The sequence below is a fragment of the Luteimonas kalidii genome (genome assembly GCF_029887935.1).
Lineage (GTDB): Bacteria > Pseudomonadota > Gammaproteobacteria > Xanthomonadales > Xanthomonadaceae > Luteimonas > Luteimonas kalidii.
Window position 1 is genome coordinate 65727 of the sequence record NZ_JARXRO010000016.1, and the last position, 17032, is coordinate 82758.

General features: G+C 72.2%; 13 protein-coding genes and 1 pseudogene. 8 read left to right on the forward strand and 6 right to left on the reverse strand.

The genetic code is table 11. The annotated features are described in order from the left end of the window. Positions 1-121 precede the first annotated feature (121 nt). Positions 122-1147 (forward strand): sugar kinase, encoded by a 1026-nt coding sequence (locus QFW81_RS10140; protein ID WP_280578658.1) that lies wholly within the window; start codon positions 122-124, stop codon positions 1145-1147. 205 nt (positions 1148-1352) lie between these two features. Here QFW81_RS10140 and sppA read toward each other — a convergent pair whose 3' ends face one another. Together sppA and QFW81_RS10150 are read right to left on the reverse strand one after the other, a co-directional pair. Then, on the reverse strand, positions 1353-3239 hold the full coding sequence (gene sppA, locus QFW81_RS10145; protein WP_280578659.1) for a signal peptide peptidase SppA: 1887 nt from the start codon (positions 3237-3239) through the stop codon (positions 1353-1355). Positions 3240-3293: 54 nt separating this feature from the next. Continuing rightward, entirely contained in the window at positions 3294-4685 is a 1392-nt protein-coding gene (locus QFW81_RS10150; RefSeq protein WP_280578660.1) for an MATE family efflux transporter, read from the reverse strand. Between the two features lie 128 nt (positions 4686-4813). Here QFW81_RS10150 and QFW81_RS10155 point away from each other — a divergent pair, with 128 nt between their 5' ends. Together QFW81_RS10155 and QFW81_RS10160 are read left to right on the forward strand one after the other, a co-directional pair. Further along, entirely contained in the window at positions 4814-6022 is a 1209-nt protein-coding gene (locus QFW81_RS10155; RefSeq protein ID WP_280578661.1) for a DUF3667 domain-containing protein, read from the forward strand. After that, the gene (locus tag QFW81_RS10160) at positions 6013-6345 is read left to right on the forward strand and encodes a DUF4286 family protein (protein WP_280578662.1); all 333 of its coding nucleotides are present in this window, start codon (positions 6013-6015) and stop codon (positions 6343-6345) included. Before QFW81_RS10155 ends, QFW81_RS10160 begins: the two co-directional genes overlap by 10 nt. A gap of 58 nt (positions 6346-6403) precedes the next feature. Here the strand turns inward: QFW81_RS10160 and QFW81_RS10165 are convergent, their stop codons facing one another. Both QFW81_RS10165 and QFW81_RS10170 read right to left on the reverse strand, forming a co-directional pair. Then, positions 6404-6991: a DUF3106 domain-containing protein gene (locus QFW81_RS10165; RefSeq protein ID WP_280578663.1), complete on the reverse strand. Its 588-nt coding sequence runs from the start codon at positions 6989-6991 to the stop codon at positions 6404-6406. Further along, positions 6978-7898 carry a hypothetical protein gene (locus tag QFW81_RS10170; protein ID WP_280578664.1) on the reverse strand — a complete coding sequence of 307 codons (921 nt, stop codon included), beginning with the start codon at positions 7896-7898 and terminating at the stop codon, positions 6978-6980. The genes QFW81_RS10165 and QFW81_RS10170 overlap by 14 nt, the downstream gene beginning before the upstream one ends. A 453-nt stretch (positions 7899-8351) precedes the next feature. Here QFW81_RS10170 and QFW81_RS10175 point away from each other — a divergent pair, with 453 nt between their 5' ends. After that, a complete protein-coding gene (locus QFW81_RS10175; protein WP_280578665.1) occupies positions 8352-10568 on the forward strand; it encodes a primosomal protein N' in 2217 nt (738 codons plus the stop codon). Here QFW81_RS10175 and QFW81_RS10180 read toward each other — a convergent pair. Continuing rightward, positions 10562-11335, reverse strand: a complete 774-nt coding sequence (locus QFW81_RS10180) for an NYN domain-containing protein (RefSeq protein WP_280578666.1) — start codon at positions 11333-11335, stop codon at positions 10562-10564. The two genes, QFW81_RS10175 and QFW81_RS10180, sit on opposite strands and share 7 nt — an antisense overlap. A 233-nt stretch (positions 11336-11568) precedes the next feature. Here QFW81_RS10180 and tal point away from each other — a divergent pair, with 233 nt between their 5' ends. From tal to QFW81_RS10200, 4 genes and pseudogenes are all read left to right on the forward strand, one after another. Next, the gene (gene tal, locus QFW81_RS10185) at positions 11569-12516 is read left to right on the forward strand and encodes a transaldolase (RefSeq protein ID WP_280578667.1); all 948 of its coding nucleotides are present in this window, start codon (positions 11569-11571) and stop codon (positions 12514-12516) included. A 422-nt stretch (positions 12517-12938) separates the two neighbouring features. Further along, the gene (locus QFW81_RS10190) at positions 12939-14222 is read left to right on the forward strand and encodes an NAD(P)/FAD-dependent oxidoreductase (protein WP_425604012.1); all 1284 of its coding nucleotides are present in this window, start codon (positions 12939-12941) and stop codon (positions 14220-14222) included. 79 nt (positions 14223-14301) lie between these two features. Continuing rightward, a complete protein-coding gene (zupT, locus tag QFW81_RS10195; RefSeq protein ID WP_280578669.1) occupies positions 14302-15111 on the forward strand; it encodes a zinc transporter ZupT in 810 nt (269 codons plus the stop codon). A gap of 245 nt (positions 15112-15356) precedes the next feature. Further along, positions 15357-15782 (forward strand): annotated as a pseudogene (locus QFW81_RS10200) (DUF2306 domain-containing protein); the annotation flags it as partial. 43 nt (positions 15783-15825) lie between these two features. Here QFW81_RS10200 and QFW81_RS10205 read toward each other — a convergent pair. Beyond that, on the reverse strand, positions 15826-16989 hold the full coding sequence (locus QFW81_RS10205) for a helix-turn-helix domain-containing protein (RefSeq protein WP_280578670.1): 1164 nt from the start codon (positions 16987-16989) through the stop codon (positions 15826-15828). Positions 16990-17032: the final 43 nt, after the last annotated feature.

The following is a 17032-nucleotide window of genomic DNA, read 5'->3' on the forward strand; positions in this document are numbered from 1 at the left end:
CGGGGCCGAATGACACCGCTGGTCAAAACCCTAACAAAAGCTCGCCCGGCAAGCATGCTGCGACGCAAAACGCGCTCGAGCCGCCGCTGGCCGATCATGCGAGACCCCTACAGGAGCCCCCATGTCCGGTCGCATCGCCTGCTTCGGTGAACTGCTGCTCCGCCTCGCCTCGCCCGGGCGCGAACTGCTGCTGCAATCGCCCTCACTGGAAGTCCGGATCGGCGGCGCAGAGGCCAACGTCGGCGTGTCGCTGGCCAACTTCGGGCATTCCGTCTCGATGCTGGGCACGGTGGCCGACAACGCCCTGGGGCGCGCCGCGCTCGGCGAGCTGCGCCGCCATGGCGTCGATACCCGCGGCGTGCGCCTGGCGGACGGACGCATGGGCCTGTACTTCCTGGCCACCGGCGCCGGGCACCGCCCGAGCGAGGTGCTCTACGACCGCGCCGCGTCCGCCTTCGCGCTGGCGCCCGCCTCCGGCTACGACTGGTCCGGATTGCTCCGCGGCGTGGACTGGCTGCACCTGTCCGGGGTGACCCCGGCACTGGGGGCGGACACCGCCGCCGCCGCCGCCGATGCGGTCGGCGCCGCCGTCGCGTCCGGCGCGCGGGTGTCGTTCGACGGCAACTTCCGTCCCAAGCTGTGGGCGGCGTGGGACGGCGACCCGGCGACGATCCTGCGCCCGCTGCTCGATGGCGCCGAGATCGCCTTCGCCGACCATCGCGACATCGACGTGGTGCTCGGCCCCGATACCGGCGGCGACGCCGACCCCCACGAACAGCGCTTCGCCCGCGCCGCGCGTCGCGCCTTCGACGCCTTTCCGCGACTGCAGCGCCTCGCCTGCACCACGCGCGCGCAGTCCAGCGTGGAGCACCATGCGCTCGGCGCCCTGATGGCCACGCGCGCAGGCGACCTGCACCGGGTCGCGCCGCTGGAATTGCCGGCGATCGTCGACCGCATCGGCGGCGGCGACGCCTTCGCCGCCGGCGTGCTGCACGGCCTGCTGGAAGGCTGGGACGATGCCGACAGCCTGCGCTTCGGCCATGCCGCAGGCTGCCTCAAGCACGCCGTGCCGGGCGACTTCAACCTGTGCAGCGTGGAGGAGGTGCTTGCGCTGGTGCGCGGCGAACGTCTGGACGTGAAGCGCTGAAACGACCGGCGGCCACGGCGATCACGCTGGCCTCGGCAGTCTGCGCATGGGCTGGCGCGACAGGCAGGCGCCGGCTGCAGGCGCCCGATCTTGATCCGCGGTACGGCGAGGGAGCCCCCCCGCCGCCCGTACCGGGGTGGCGTCGCGCACGCCGCGATCGCCGGGCACCCGTGCCGCGGTCAGTGTCGAAGTCTGGCGCGCGCGCTCACAACCCGCAGAAGCAGTGCGCCAGCACCTTCACCGGCGCGCCGTCGCGCACCTGCAGCACCCGCTCGAGCACCTTCAGGTCGCGCTCGGCCTGCGGCGCGGCGCGCGCGAGCAGGGTCCGGGCGAGGTCGGACTCGCGCAGCCAGGCCTGGCCCAGGCGACCCTGCAGCAAGCCGGTGAACCAGCGCTCGAACGGCGTCGCCCCACGCTCCACGTAGCGCACGCGCCAGTCGCCGGGCTCGCCCAGGCGCGCGCGCGTGGCGGCATCGGCGATCGCCGCGCGCAGTCCGCCGAATTCGTCGACCAGACCACGCTCCTTCGCCTGGGTGCCGGTCCAGACGCGACCGCGCGCGACGGCGTCGATCTGCTCGGGCGTGCTGTCGCGGCCCGCGGCGACGCGGGTGATGAAGTCCCGATAGCCCTTGTCGATGTACGACTGGATCACCTGCCCCACTTCCGGCGCCAGCGGCCGGCTGAGGTCGAACGCGCCGGCCATGCGGGTGGTGGCGACGCCGTCGGTGTGCACGCCGATCTTCTCAAGCGCGCGCGGGAACGTGGGCACCAGGCCGAAGATGCCGATCGAGCCGGTGACGGTGGACGGGTCGGCGTAGATGCGGTCGCCGTCCATGCTGATCCAGTAGCCGCCGGACGCGGCGACGTCGCCGAACGACACCACCACCGGCTTCTCCGCCGCCTTCAGGCCGAGGATCTCGCGCCGGATCACTTCCGAGGCGAACGCCGAGCCGCCGGGCGAGTTCACCCGCAGCACCACGGCCTTGATGTCCTCGTCCTCGCGCGCCTCGCGCAGCAGCGCGGCGGTGGATTCGCCGCCGATCATGCCCGGCGGCTGGCGCCCTTCGACGATCTCGCCCTCGGCCACCACCACCGCCACCTGCGGGCGCGGGTCGGCCGCGCGCGCGGGGCCGTCGACGTGGCGCAGGTAGTCGAAGAAGCCGACCTGGCGGAAGCCGCCCTCGGCGTCCTCGTCGGCCACGCCGCGTTCGGCCAGCAGGGTCTCGACCTCTTCCTGCGTCTTGAGGCCGTCGACCAGCTTCTGCCCGATCGCGTAGCGCGCGGTGTCGCCGGCGACGGCGGCGATGCCCTCGGGCAGGGTGTCGATGCCCGCGGCCAGCTGCGCCGGCGTGGTCTTGCGCAGGCGGGCCACGTCGGCCAGGTAGCGCTGCCACACGTCGCCGCGCCAGAACAGGTCGGCTTCCTTGGATTCGGGCGAGGCGTCGTCGCGGATGAACGGTTCGGCCGCGGACTTGTACTCGCCCACCTTGAACAGGTGCATGTCGATGCCGAGCTTGTCCTCGAGCCCTTCGCGGTAGAACTGGCGATAGCCGCTCAGGCCCAGCAGCATCACTTCGCCCTGCGGATCGAGATAGATCTCGTCGGCATGCGCGGCCAGCAGGTACTGGCCCTGGGTGAAGCGCTCGCCGAACGCCACCACCTGCTTGCCCGATTCACGCAGGGCGACGATCGCCTCGCCCAGTTCGCGCAGCGAGGCGAAACCGGAGAACGCCATCCGGTCCACGCGCAGCAGCACGCGCTCGATGTTCGCATCGTCCTTCGCCGCCTCCAGCACGCCCAGCAGGTCGCGCAGCTGCACTTCCGCAGGCCCCTGGCCGAAGCTGGCCTGCAGCGAGCGGCTCACCGGATCGGTCGTGTACTGCTCCACCAGCTGCGCCTCGGGCGCGATCACCAGGGTCGAGCGCGCCTCCACCGGGGCCACGCCCTGGCGGCCGCCCACCAGTGCGATCAGCACCAGCAGCAACAGGAAGAAGAACAGCAGATTGAAGACCAGCCGGCGGACGAAGTTCATGCCGTCCCAGACACCGACGATGGCGCGCAGCACCGGGCCGCGCGTGGAAGCCTGACTCATGTGGACGAATGCTCCTGTACCAGGGGACCAGAGTAACCGCCGGCCCCGTCGATTTCATGCCCCGTTGGTCACCTGCACCGGTGGCACCGCCGGCAGCGCCGCGGGTCGGCTGCTGCGTGCGAACCGCAGGCCCATCAGGACGGCCGCCACCGAGAGCCCCGCGATCAGCCCCAGCCACATCCCGCGCGGCCCCCACCCCAGGCCGAGCCCGAGCCCCGCCCCCAGCGGCATGCCCACGCCCCAGTAGGCGAACGCGGCGATGAACATCGGCACCCGGGTGTCCTTCAGGCCGCGCAGCGCGCCGGCCGACAGCACCTGGATGCCGTCGGGAATCTGGAACGCCGCCGCGAGCAGCAGCAGCGAACCGGCCAGCGACGCCGCCGCCAGGTCGCGGGTGTAGATCGCCGCGATCGCCTCGTTCGCGCCCAGCAGCACCGACGCGGACAGCGCCTGCGTCGCCAGTACAAGCACCAGGCCCGCCAGCGCCGCGCGACGCACCCCGCGCGAGCCGCGCCCGGCGCCGACCGCATGGCCGACCCGCACCGTGGTCGCCTCGGCCAACCCGAACGGGATCATGAAGCACAGGCTGGCGACGTTGATCGCGATCTGGTGCGCCGCCACCTCGAGTTCGCCGATGCGCCCGATCAGCAGCGCGGTGACGATGAACAGCCCGCCTTCCATCGCCACCGTCACCCCGATCGGCAGCCCGGTACGCAGCAGCGAGGCGATCTGCCGCCAGTCCGGTGGATCGAAGCGCTCGAACAGCCGCAGCGGCGCGAACCGCCGCGCACGCGCCAGGTACAGCACGAAGCCCAGTACCTGCAGCCACATCATGATCGCCGAGGCCAGCCCGAGCCCGCCCGCGCCGCGTTCGCGCAGCCCGAACGCACCGAAGGTGAGCGCGTAGCCCAGCGGCAGCAGCACCAGCAGCCCGCCGAAGCCGAACGCCAGCGTCGGCAACGTCCAGTGCAGGCCGTCGCACAGGTAGCGCAGGCAGAAATACAGCGTCAGCGCCGGGATGCCCCAGCGGATGCCATGCAGGAACGCGGCCGCGGTCGGGCGCACCTCCGGCGCGATGCCCATCGGCGCCAGCGCATGCACCGCCAGCGTGAGCAGCACGAACAGCAGCGCGCCCAGCGCCAGCGCCAGCCACAGCGCCTGCCGGAACAGCGGCCCGATCTCGCCCCGCCGGCCGGCGCCGTCGAGCTGGGACACGGACGGCGGCAGCGCCATCAGCGTGCCCATCGGCACCATCATCGGCAGCCAGAACAGCGCCGTGCCGACCGCGACCCCGGCCAGGGTATTGGTGCCGTGGCGGCCGGCGATCACGTTGTCGACGAAGCCGATCAGGCCGGTGGCCAGGTGGCCGCCGACCAGCGGGGCGGCCAGCACGGCGGTGGTGCGCACTTCGCCGCGGAAGCGCGCCGGGGGGGCGGGCGGGGACATGGGAACGGAATCCAGCGCGACTGCGGCCGGCAGCGATCGGATGTCGCGCGCTGGCGCCGGGTCGGCGGCGACCGGTATTTTAGTCACGTGCCCGCGTCACCGCACCCCAGCCTTCCCGCCGAGCGCCGATGACCACCCCGACCGACTCCACCCTGCCGGCCACGGCCAGCCACGGCGACTGCGCCAACTGCGGCACACCGCTGCTGGGCGAACACTGCTACGCCTGCGGGCAGCCGGTAAAGGGGCTGGTGCGGCACTTCTCCAGCCTGGTGGGCGACGTGCTCGACAGCGTGTTCGAGTGGGACTCGCGCACGCCGCGCACGCTCTGGCCGCTGCTGGTGCGGCCGGGCTACCTGTCGCTGGAGTACTTCGCCGGGCGGCGTATCCGCTACGTCAGCCCGTTCCGGCTGTTCTTCTTCCTCGCCATCGTCACCTTCTTCATCGGCAAGCTGGTGATCAGCTTCGGCAACGAGAATCCGGTGCAGCTCGGCGGCGACAGCGCGATCGAGACCGCGCGCAGCGTCGCCGAGGTGGAGCAGGCGCGCGACCGGGCGCTGGCCGAACTCGCCGCGGAGCGCGCGGAGCTGGCCCCGAAGATCGCCACCGCCGAGGACGATTCGCGCATTCCCGATATCGGCACCGTCACCGGCCTGCGCACCGCCGATGCCGCGCTGCAGGCCGCCGAGACCGCGATCCGTGCGCAGGCCGACAACCGGATCGCCGCGTTCCGTACCGCGGAGGAGACCGGCGGCCCGCCGCCCGTGCCGCGGCTGAACCGGTTGAGTTTCGGCCCCGAGGACTGGGACGCGTCGACCAACCCGGTGGTCGTGCCGTGGTTGCCGAGGTTCGCCAACGACTGGCTCAACCGCCAGATCGGGCGCGCCGAGAAGAACGTGCAGCGCCTGCAGGAAGACCCGGACCTGCTCAAGGATTCGCTGCTGGGCGCGGTGCCCTCGACGCTGTTCGTGCTGCTGCCGCTGTTCGCGCTGATGCTCAAGATCGCCTACGTGTTCAAGCGCCGGCTGTACATGGAGCACCTGATCGTGGCGCTGCACAGCCACGCCTTCCTGTGCCTGGCGCTGCTGCTGGTGTTCGTGGCGATGGCGCTGGAACGCTGGCTGGCGCCGCAGGGCGGCGGGATCGGCATCGTGTTCAAGCTGGTCGAGGCGGCGCTGTGGACCTGGATGCCGATCTACCTGCTGCTGATGCAGAAGCGCGTCTACCGCCAGGGCTGGATCATGACCCTGCTCAAGTACGGCGTGATCGGCCTGTCCTATTCGATCCTGCTCAGTTTCGGCGCGGCGTTCACCACGATCGCAAGCGTGGTGTGGCTGTGACCGACGGAGGTGGCGCGATGGTGCTGTACGAAGTGACGGCGCGGGTCGACCGGGCGATCGCCGAGGACTTCCTGGCGTGGCTGCCGGGCCACGTGCAGCGGATCCTCGCCCTGCCCGGCTTCCTGGGCGCCGACATGTACGAGATCGTCGAGAACCCGCCGGACGCCACCCACCTGCTGATGTGCGTGCACTACCGCCTGCCCGACGCGGCGGCCCTGGACGCCTACCTGCTCGAGCACGCGGCGCGGATGCGCGCGGAAGCCGCGGAGTCCTTCGGCGACCGGGTCCGCGCGTCCCGCCGGGTGCTGCGCGCCTTCGGCTGAGGGCGCCGACCTGCCGCTCGGCGGGCCGCGGCCGGTGCCGATGCCCGCTGCAGGCCGCTCAGGGCGAGACGCGCCGCCGCAGCCATGCGCCGCGCTGGGCCGGCGGTTGCGCCATGAGCGCTTCGCGCAGCGCGGCGCGCTCCTGCGGCGGGGTGCGCTGCGCCAGCACACCGAGGTCCGCGCGTGCCTGCGGCGGCAGCGCGCGCAGCGCGTCGAGCAGCGCGTCGCGTTCGTCCGGACCGACCTGCGCGAACAATGCATGCAGCTGCGGCCAGTCGGCGCCGAGCACCGGACCGAGCAACCAGCCACGGCGCAGGCCGGCGTCCAGCGCGTCGAAGCGCGCACGCAGCGCCTGCTGTTCGGCCACCGGCAGGGCGAGCCAGGCCTCGCGCGCGGCGTGCATGCGGGCGCGCTCGTCCGCAGGCAGGGCGCGCCAGGCCAGCCAGGTCTCCCGACGCTCGCGCCGCATCGGCTCGGGCAGCGCCTCCCACGCCTCGGCGCGGCGCTCCAGGGCGGCGCGATCGGCTGGCGACAGCGCCGCGATCCGCTGGGGCCCGGCACCCGTCGCGGGCTGCGCCTGCGCGGCCGCCGCCAGCACCAGCGCCAGCAGCGCGGACAGGCATGCGCAGCCGTCAGGGGCGCGCATCGACAGGCTCTCCGCCGGTGGCACCCGATTCCTCGTCGCCCTCGCCCGCTTCCAGCACCGTCACCAGCCAGGCATCGAAGGCGGGATCGGCGTCGTCTGCGAATGCGCCGGTGGCCTGGGCCAGCAGCAGGTCGAGGTCGCGATGGCTGGCCAGCGCGTCAGCGGGGTCGAAACGCGCGGCCGGCGGCTCGACGGGCGGCAGCGGCTCGACCTGGATTCCGGCCGCGCCCGGCGGGACCTGCCCGGGCAGCCAGGGGCCCCACCAGGTCGCCCCCAGCGCGGACGCGACCAGGACCAGCACGACGACGGTCGCCGGCCACACCCAGCCCGCCCGACGCCGCGCACCGTCCCGCGGTGCGGGCCGCTGACGTACGGGCGGCCGGGGACGCAGGCCGTCGCGCAGCATCTCGATCGTTTCCAGCCGCTCCTGCGGCAGCGCACGCACGGCCTGCTGCGCGGCCGCGGACAGGGCTCGCCAGGCCTCGGGGTCGGGGCTGCCGTCCCCGCGGTGCGGGAGGGCGCGCTGGAGGGCCAGGCGATAGGTGGGGCGCGCAATGCCGAGCACGGCTGCCGCCTCGGCTTCCGCCAGCCCGGCGACCAGCCGCAGCAGCAGCGCGGCCCGCGGCCCCACGCCGAGCGTGGCGACAGCCGCCGGTGCGGTGCCGGCGCCCTTCGGCACCGCCTGGCGCAGCTGCGGCGCCGCCAGCAGCATCGCCCAGAACCGGCGCGGCCACTCGGCGAACGCGGTCCCGCCCGCCTGGTCGCGGAACCCCCGCAGGGTCGACGCCAAGGCCGCATCACCGGCTTCGGGGTCGCCGCCCTGCCACTCGGCGAACACCGCGCCGCGGCGTTCGACGCCGCGCAGGAAGGCGGTCAGGGCGGCGTTGGCCGCGGAGGGATCGTTCAAGGCGACACGTCATCGTTGCCGGGCCCGGGGGCGGCCCGCTGCGGCCATGATACGGCCGTGCCCGACACGCCCGGGGGCTTGACGGACGTCTCACTGCCTGATCCAGCGCGGCGTTTGCGCCCCGACGTTGTGCACATGCGTCGCGGAACCGTCATACGTGGGGGCCGTGGAGCCGCGTTGACGATTGTGAAGGGTTTGTTTCACGCATAAACCACTGATTTTCAATGGAATTGGGCGATTGGCGTTTTTTTAGCCAAGTCACCCTTTCACACGTCCCCCGGGGCCAAAAACACGCTACGGATGCGCTCGTACACAGGGTTATCCACACAAATTGTGGATAAGGGGAAAATCCTTGTCCGCCACGCACTTGCGGCGGGAAGGTCGCAGGTCCGCGCAGGTCCGGCGCGCAAGTCCGCACGCGGCGGGCGCACGCAACGTCGATAGACTTCCGCGGTGCCCGAGCCCGCCGATCCGATCCTCCAGGTTGCCCTGCCGCTGCCGCTGCCGCGGCTGTTCGACTATGCCGCCGAGGGCGCGGGCGCCGGCGACGTCGGGCGCCGGGTGCGGGTGCCCTTCGGGCCGCGCGAGCTGGTGGGCGTGGTGGCGGCCACCGGCGCTTCCGACCCGGCTGCACCCGAGCTGCGCGCGATCCTCGCCCGTCTCGACCAGGCGCCACTGCTGCACGGCGAACTGCTCGAATCGCTCCACTGGCTGGCGCGCTACACCCACGCGCCACTGGGCGAGGTGCTCGCGACCGCCCTGCCCGCGGCCCTGCGTCGCGGCGAGCCGCTGCCCGACACCCATTCCTGGGCCTGGCGGCTGGAAGAGGCCGGAGCCACCGGGTTCACCGGCCTGCGCGCAGGCTCGCGCCCGCGACGGCTGGCGGAACTGCTGCGCGACGGCGCGCGCGACGAGGACGCCCTCGACGCACTCATGGCGGGCTGGCGCCTGGCCGCGCGTGCGTTGCAGCGGCGCGGCTTCGTGGACCGGATCGCGGTGCCGGCGTCGGAACTCGCCCCGGCGCCACAGCCCGGGCCGGCGCCCAACGACGAACAGCAGGCCGCGATCGATGCGATCGCCGCGGAAGATGGCTTCGCCCCGATGCTGCTCGACGGGGTGACCGGCAGCGGCAAGACCGAGGTCTACCTGCACGCGATCGCCGACTGCCTCGCACGCGGCCGCCAGGTGCTGGTGCTGGTGCCCGAGATCGGACTCACGCCGCAGTTGCTGCAGCGCTTCCGCGCGCGCCTGGGGGTGCCCGTGCACGCCACCCACTCCGGGCTCAACGACGGCGAGCGGGCGCGCACGTGGGCCGCGGCCTGGCGCGGCGAGGCACGGGTGGTGGTCGGCACCCGCTCTGCGGTGTTCGCCCCGCTGCCCGAGGCCGGCCTGATCGTGGTCGACGAGGAACACGACGGCAGCTACAAGCAGCAGGACGGCATCCGCTACCACGCCCGCGACTTCGCCCTGGTGCGCGGCAAGGCGCTGGGCGTGCCGGTGGTGCTGGGCAGCGCGACCCCCTCGCTGGAGACGCTGCACAACGCCACCTCGGGCCGCTACCGCTACCTGCGCCTGTCGCACCGTGCCGGCGCTGCACGCCCGCCGGAGGTGCGCGTGGTCGATGTGCGCAAACGGCCGCTGGACGCGGGCCTGTCGGCGCAGATGCTCGAGGCGATCGGCGCCGCGCTGGCCGACGGCGGCCAGGTGCTGGTGTTCCGCAACCGCCGCGGCTATGCGCCGGTGCTGCTGTGCCACGACTGCGGCTGGAGCGCGCAGTGCCCGCGCTGCGGCACGCCCGAGGTGGGGCGGCCGATGACGGTGCACGCGCACGGCCGCCGCCTGCAGTGCCACCACTGCGGCCATCGCCGGCCGTCGCCACCGGCGTGCCCGGACTGCGCCAGCCTCGCCCTGCAGCCGCAGGGCGTGGGCACCGAACGGATCGAGGAAGTGCTGGCGGCGCGGTTCGACGGCGTGCCGGTGCTGCGCATCGATCGCGGCAGCACCCAGCGCCGCGACGCGATGCAGCGCCTGCTCGGCGAACTGGGCGCGCAGCCCGGGATCCTGATCGGCACCCAGATGCTGGCCAAGGGCCACGACCTGCCCGGGCTCACCCTGGTCTGCGTGGTCGGCATCGACGAGGGCCTGCATTCGGCCGACTTCCGCGCCCACGAGAAGCTGGCGCAGCTGCTGATCCAGGTCGCCGGGCGCGCCGGCCGGGCGCAGCGGCCCGGGCAGGTGCTGCTGCAGACCCACCATCCCGACCATCCGCTGCTGGCCACGCTGATCGACGGCGGCTACCACGCCTTCGCAGCGGAGGAACTGGCCCAGCGCGAGGCGGCCGGCTTCCCGCCGTTCGCGCACCTGGCGCTGCTGCGCGCGGAAGCCAAACATGCCGGACCGCCGCTGGCGTTCCTGCAGGCCGCGCGCATGGCGTTCGAGACCGTGCGCGGTCCGTCGTCCGGCGACGATGCCGCGCCCGCGCTCAGCGGCCCGATGCCGGCGCCGATGCCGCGACGCGCCGGCATGCACCGGGCGCAGCTGCTGCTGTCTGCGGAGGGTCGCCGTACCCTGCACGCGGCCCTGCACGCCGCGCTGCCCGCGATCCACGCCCTGCCCGAAGCGCGCAAGGTGCGCTGGTCGCTGGACGTGGACCCGGTCGACCTCTACTGATCCGCGGCCTTGGCCGCCTTGGCGCTGCGCTTGCGCGGGCGCCCGGAACGCGCCTTGGGCTTCTCGCGGATGCGCACGGTCTGGCCCTCGCGCTGGACCTCGAACAGGCCCACCGCGTCGATCAGCGCGCTCAGGCTGCGGTAGCCGTAGTTGCGCGGATCGAACGAACCCTGGTTGCCGAGGTGGCTGCCCACGCCCGACAGGTTGGCCCAGCCCTCGTCGTCGGCCACCGCGACTACCGCGCCGCGCAGCAGGTGCGCCAGCGCGCGGTCGTCGCGCAGTTCTCCCGACGTGCGGGGACGCGTCTGTTCGCCGGAGACATCGCCGTCCTCGCCGAGCTTCTCCAGGAACAGGAAGGTCGAGCAGGCCTTCACGAACGGCAGCGGAGTCTGCTTCTGGCCGAAGCCGTACACCGCGTAGCCGTCGTTGCGCACCCGCATCACCAGCGGGGTGAAGTCGGCGTCGCTGGAGACGATGGCGAAGCCGTCCAGGTTGCGCGCGTACAGCAGGTCCATCGCGTCGATCACCATCGCCATGTCGGACGCGTTCTTGCCGGTGGAGTAGTTGAACTGCTGGATCGGCCGGATCGCGTATTCGTGCAGCACTTTCTCCCAGCCGGCCAGGTTCTGGCTCTTCCAGTTGCCGTAGGCGCGGCGCACGTTGACCACGCCGTGGCGCGCGACCTCGTTGAGGATCGCGTCGATCTTCGATGCCGGCGCGTTGTCCGCATCGATCAGCAGCGCGATGCGCTTGTCGCCTTCGGCCATGTGCCTTCCCCGGATTGCGTTGCGCGCAGGGTAGCGCGTCGCGGGCGATGGCGACGCGGGAGTCGCCGTGCGGGGCACGCCACGCGTCGGGTTTCGCCGGCCACGCCATGGCGGCGTGCGGTGGCGGCATCGCCTCCCGGCGGCGCCTCGACGGTACGTGCTGAAACCGTTACGGCAGCGCCACGGCGGATGCGAGACAATGGGCCTCCCCACAGCGAGCCCCCGAACCCGACATGCCGACCCAGCTCGAACAGCTCCGCGCCCTGTCCACCGTGGTCGCCGACACCGGCGACATCGAGGCCATCGCCCGCTTCAAGCCGATGGACGCCACCACCAACCCCTCGCTGCTGCTCAAGGCCGCATCGCTGCCGGCCTACGCCACGCATCTGGACGAGGCCCTGGGCCGGGCGTCGGGCAGCGGCGAGTCCAAGGTGGCCGATGCCGGCGACCGGCTGTCGGTGGCGATCGGCGGCGAGATCCTCAAGCTGATCCCCGGCCGCGTCTCGACCGAGGTCGACGCGCGCCTGAGCTTCGACACCGAGGCCACCATCGCCAAGGCGCACCACCTGGTCGAGCTGTACGACCAGGCCGGCGTCGGCCGCGACCGCCTGCTGATCAAGATCGCGTCCACCTGGGAAGGCATCCGCGCCGCCGAACGGCTCGAGCGCGAGGGCATCCACTGCAACCTCACCCTGCTGTTCTCGTTCGCGCAGGCGGTGGCCTGCGCCGAGGCCGGCGTGTTCCTGATCTCGCCCTTCGTCGGCCGCATCCTCGACTGGCACCTGGCCAACGGCATGGACAAGCCGGCCACGCCGCAGGACGACCCCGGCGTGCAGTCCGTCACCCGCATCTGGGAGTACTACAAGCGCCACGGCTACGACACCGTGGTGATGGGCGCGAGCTTCCGCAACACCGGCGAAGTGCTGGCGCTGGCCGGCTGCGACCGCCTGACCATCTCGCCCGACCTGCTCGGCGCGCTGGAAGAATCAGACGCGACCGTCGAGCGCGCGCTGGTCGACAGCGGCGAACGCGGCGACAAGCCGGCCGCACTCGACGAAGCCGCGTTCCGCTGGCAGCACAACGAAGACCCGATGGCGACCGAGAAGCTGGCGCAGGGCATCCGCAACTTCGCCGCCGACCAGCGCAAGCTGGAAACCCAGCTGGCGGCCAAGCTCGGCTGAGCCGCAATGCGACGGGCGACGGCCGGGCTGTCCGGCCNGGCCGTCGCGCTTCGGGAAACACGGACGGACGCGTCGGCGCGCCATACATTCTGCAGTCACTTCGACCAGAATGAAGAATCCACTGGCCACCACTCGAGGTGGCAGCTGGCACGTGGCCCGTGAGGTCGCCTCCCTGTCGACCGGGCACCGCTCCCCGCTCGGTCAGGGCATCCTGCCCTGACTCGCGCGCAGAACATCCATGTTCTGCTGTCCGCGATCCCCGGCCGCCAGCGCCCGGCTCGTTGCGGCGGCTCGTGCGGTGCTTCGGCCGGATCGTGCCGGCGCGAACGCCCGCCTCCTGTCACACCATCCATTCCCGCATTCCGGCACTACCGCGGCATTCCGCATCGGCTTGTGACCGTACGTCTGCAACAATGTCCCGCATGGCGCCCATCCTCCCTCATGTCGTGATCGTCGGCGGCGGTTTCGCCGGATTGTGGGCGGCGCGTGCGCTCAGGCGCGCGCCCGTGCGCATCACCCTGGTCGACCGCGGCAACCATCACCTGTTCCAGCCGCTGCTCTACCAGGTGGCGACGGCCGGACTGTCCGCCCCCGACATCGCCGCGCCGTTGCGCCAGATCCTGCGCCGGCAGCACAACGTCGTGGTGCAGATGGCGACCGTCTCGCGCGTGCATGCCGATGCGCGCGAGATCGAACTCGACCACGCCGACGGCCCCCGCCGCCTGCGCTACGACTACCTGCTGCTCGCCAGCGGCGCCGGCCATGCCTACTTCGGCCACGACGAATGGGCCGCGCACGCGCCGGGGCTCAAGACGCTCGACGACGCACTCGACCTGCGCCGCAAGCTGCTGCTTGCGTTCGAGCGCGCCGAGGCGGCGACCGACCCGGATGACCGCGATGCCTGGCTCAGTTTCGCCATCATCGGCGGCGGCCCGACGGGTGTGGAACTGGCGGGAACGCTGGCGGAGATCGCGCGCCACACGCTGGGCGGCGAGTTCCGCAACATCGATCCGGCGCGTGCGCGCGTCCGCCTGATAGAGGCCGGTCCGCGGGTGCTGTCCTCGTTCCCCGAGGATCTGTCCGACAAGGCGCGCCTCCAGCTCGAGAAGCTCGGCGTCGAGGTCCAGACCGGCGCCGCGGTGGACGAGATCACCGGCGAGGGCTTCCGCCGCGACGGCACCTTCGTGCGCGCCAGGACCATCGTCTGGGCCGCGGGCGTATCCGCCTCGCCGCTGGGCCGGTGCCTGGACGCGCCGCTGGACCGCGCCGGACGCGTGCGGGTGCGGCCGGACCTGTCCGTCCCCGGGCATCCGGAGGTGTTCGTCGCCGGCGACCTGGCGGCGATCGACCGCGCCGACGGCCGGCCCGTTCCCGGCGTGGCGCCGGCCGCCAAGCAGATGGGGCGCCACGTCGCACGCATGATCCGCGCGCGCATCCGCGGGCAGCCGGGCGAGGGCGCGCCGTTCCGCTACCGCGACTTCGGCAACCTCGCCACCATCGGGCGCATGGCCGCGGTGGTCGACCTCGGCGCCTGGCGGTTCTCGGGCATGCTCGCGTGGTGGTTCTGGCTGGTCGCCCACCTGTTCTTCCTGATCGGCTTCCGCAACCGCAGCGTGGTGCTGCTCAACTGGTCGGTGGCGTACTGGACCCACCAGCGCGCCGCGCGGATCATCCTCGGCGGCGACGATCGTTCCGATACACAGTAACGATCGCCATGCGTGAGCGCGCATGCATGCGTACGCCCGGCTTCGGCTAGGATGGCGCGTCCCCCGGAACGCCGCGCGCATGACCGAGATCCCGCTGCAGAACCTGCTGATCGCACTGGCGGTGACCACCGGTGCGGGACTGGCGACGGGACTGGGCAGCCTGCTCGTTTTCGCTTCGAAGAAGCCCAATGCGCGGCTGCTGGCGTTCGGCCTGGCATTCGCCGGCGGGGCGATGGTGTACGTGTCGCTCGCCGAGATCCTCAACAAGTCGGTCGCCTCGTACACGCTGGCCTACGGCGACCGCCTGGGATTCACCTGGGGCACGCTGTCGTTCCTCGCCGGCGTGCTGCTGATCGTCACCATCGATCGGCTGGTGCCGAACCCGCACGAACGGCTCGAGGTGGACGATCCGTATTTCCGCGAGCACAACCGCGAGTACGTCAAGCGCGTCGGCCTGCTGACCGCGATCGCGATCACCGCGCACAACTTCCCGGAAGGCCTGGCGACGTTCTTCGCCACCCTCGAGGATCCCGCCGTCGGCATGCCGCTGGCGTTCGCGATCGCGATCCACAACATCCCCGAGGGCATCGCGATCGCGGTGCCGGTGTACTTCGCCACCAACAACAAGCTCTACGCCTTCCTCGCCTGCCTGCTGTCCGGCCTGGCCGAGCCGATCGGCGCGATCATCGGCTACGGGCTGCTGCGGCCGTACCTGTCGGACGCGGTGTTCGGCGGGGTGTTCGGCTTCATCGCCGGGGTGATGGTGTTCCTGGCGCTGGACGAACTGCTGCCCGCGGCCAAGCGCTACGCCAAGGGCCACGAGACGGTCTATGGCCTGGTCACCGGCATGGCCGCGCTGGCGATCAGCCTGGTGCTGTTCAAGTGGTGACGGCCGCCGGGATCCGCCTCCCGGCCTGACGCGCACGTGCGAATCCGCCGGATCGAACCTCCCGGGCGTCCGGTCCGGCCGGCTGCGACGACTGCGGCGCGTGCGCTGCCGATGCTGCTTCCATCCCGACCCGATGGAGCAAGCGCATGCGGCTGCAAGCCACGACCCTGCTGGTGCGATCGACCCAGGCCCTGTTCTCGCTGGCGTGCGTCCTCGTCGCCGCCTACGCATTCGCCTTTCTGTTCATGCCCGAGCGCCCGGGCGATCCGTTCGCTGCACGGTTCGCCGTGTCCGGCTGGGACGTGCCGGCGCACTTCTTCGGCGCGGGGCTCGCGCTGCTGCTGGTGCCGGTCCAGCTGAGCGAGGGCATCCGCCGGCGGTGGCCGGCCCTCCACCGCGCTTGCGGCTGGCTCTCGGCGGTGGCGATCCTGATCGGTGGCCTCTCCGGCCTGTCCATGGCCCAGCACGCACAGGGCGGCTGGATCAGCCGCGCGGGATTTTCGGTGCTCGCGCTGCTCTGGCTCGGCATCACCGCGAATGCCGTCCGGCTGGCAATCCTCCGCGACATCCCGCGCCATCGCGCCTGGATGGCCTACAGCATCGCCCTGACCACGGGCGCGATCACGCTCCGGGTGATGCTGGGCGTGGGCACCGGCGTGATGGAATGGCCGTTCATGCCCGTCTACGTCACCGTGGCCTGGGCGAGCTGGCTGTTCAATCTGGCCGTGTGTGCGGGCTGGCTGGCCCTGTCGCGTCGCCGGCACGCGGCGGCCCCGACGGAGCGGACGCCTGCCCTGCATGGCGACGCCGGTAGGCGCTGGGAGTCTCGCCAACCAGCCGCTTGAACGCGGTGTTGAACGTGGACTTGGAGGTGAATCCGGCGTCGTAGGCGATCTCGAGGATCGTGCGCGATTCATCGGGATCCGACAGGCAGGTGCGGACCGCCTCGATCCGATGGCGGTTCACGTACTCCCAGAAGTTGCCGCCCAGGCGGCGGTTGATCACCGCCGAGACCAGGTATTCGGGATAGCCGCTGCGCCGCGCGAGCTGGGCGATCGTCAGCGCGGGCTCGCGGTACAGGCGCTCGCACGACATCAGTTCCGACAGCCGCGCCTCGACATCCTCGACGCGCGCGTCGCCGGCGAGCCCATCGCCGCCCGGCGATGCGATCGGCGGCGGATCAGGCAGCGGGTCGATCTCCCCGGTCGTCGTCACCGGCGGCTGGGACAGGCTGAACCAGCCGATCACGCAGACCCAGGCCGCGACCGCGGCGTAGATCAGGTAGTAGTCCAGGTACGGCAGGTCCACCAGCCACTGCAGCAGCGCGATGCCCCAGATCAGGAACTGCCCTGCCGCCATCGCCGTGAGCCAGCGCAGCGACAGCCTGTCGGCGTCGGAGCGATGCGTCTTCAGGCGGCGGCGATACAGGCCAACGCTGCGCAGCGCCGCCGCCAGGTAGGCGAACGCCACCAGGTACAGCAGGGGATCGAACCAGGCCGCGTCCCACGAGCCGTCCGGGGACAGCGGCGCGCCGTCGAGCCAGCGGACGCCCGCCCATGCCAGTGCGAGCCCGAACCAGGCAGCATGGCCAAGGTCGCGCCAGCGCGGTGGCTGTCCGGCCGTCAGCACGCGCACGTAGACGAAGAACATCGGCGCATAGAGCAGCGGCAGCAGGCGCGCGATCCGGTACGCATCGGCCAGGACGGACGCCGCGGATCCCATGTACCCGGCCTTGACGGCGAGATCCAGCGCGATGATGCCCAGCCAGCCCGACAGCACGCGGTTGGCGTGCGCGTTCGTCCGGCTTCGCCACAGCGCGGCTGCGAGCATCGCCGCCTGCACGGCGCCGACCCAATACAGGATCACCCAGACTGTCATCGACCGCGGAGCCGGTGGCGGGGTCGTGCAGGATAATCGCGCG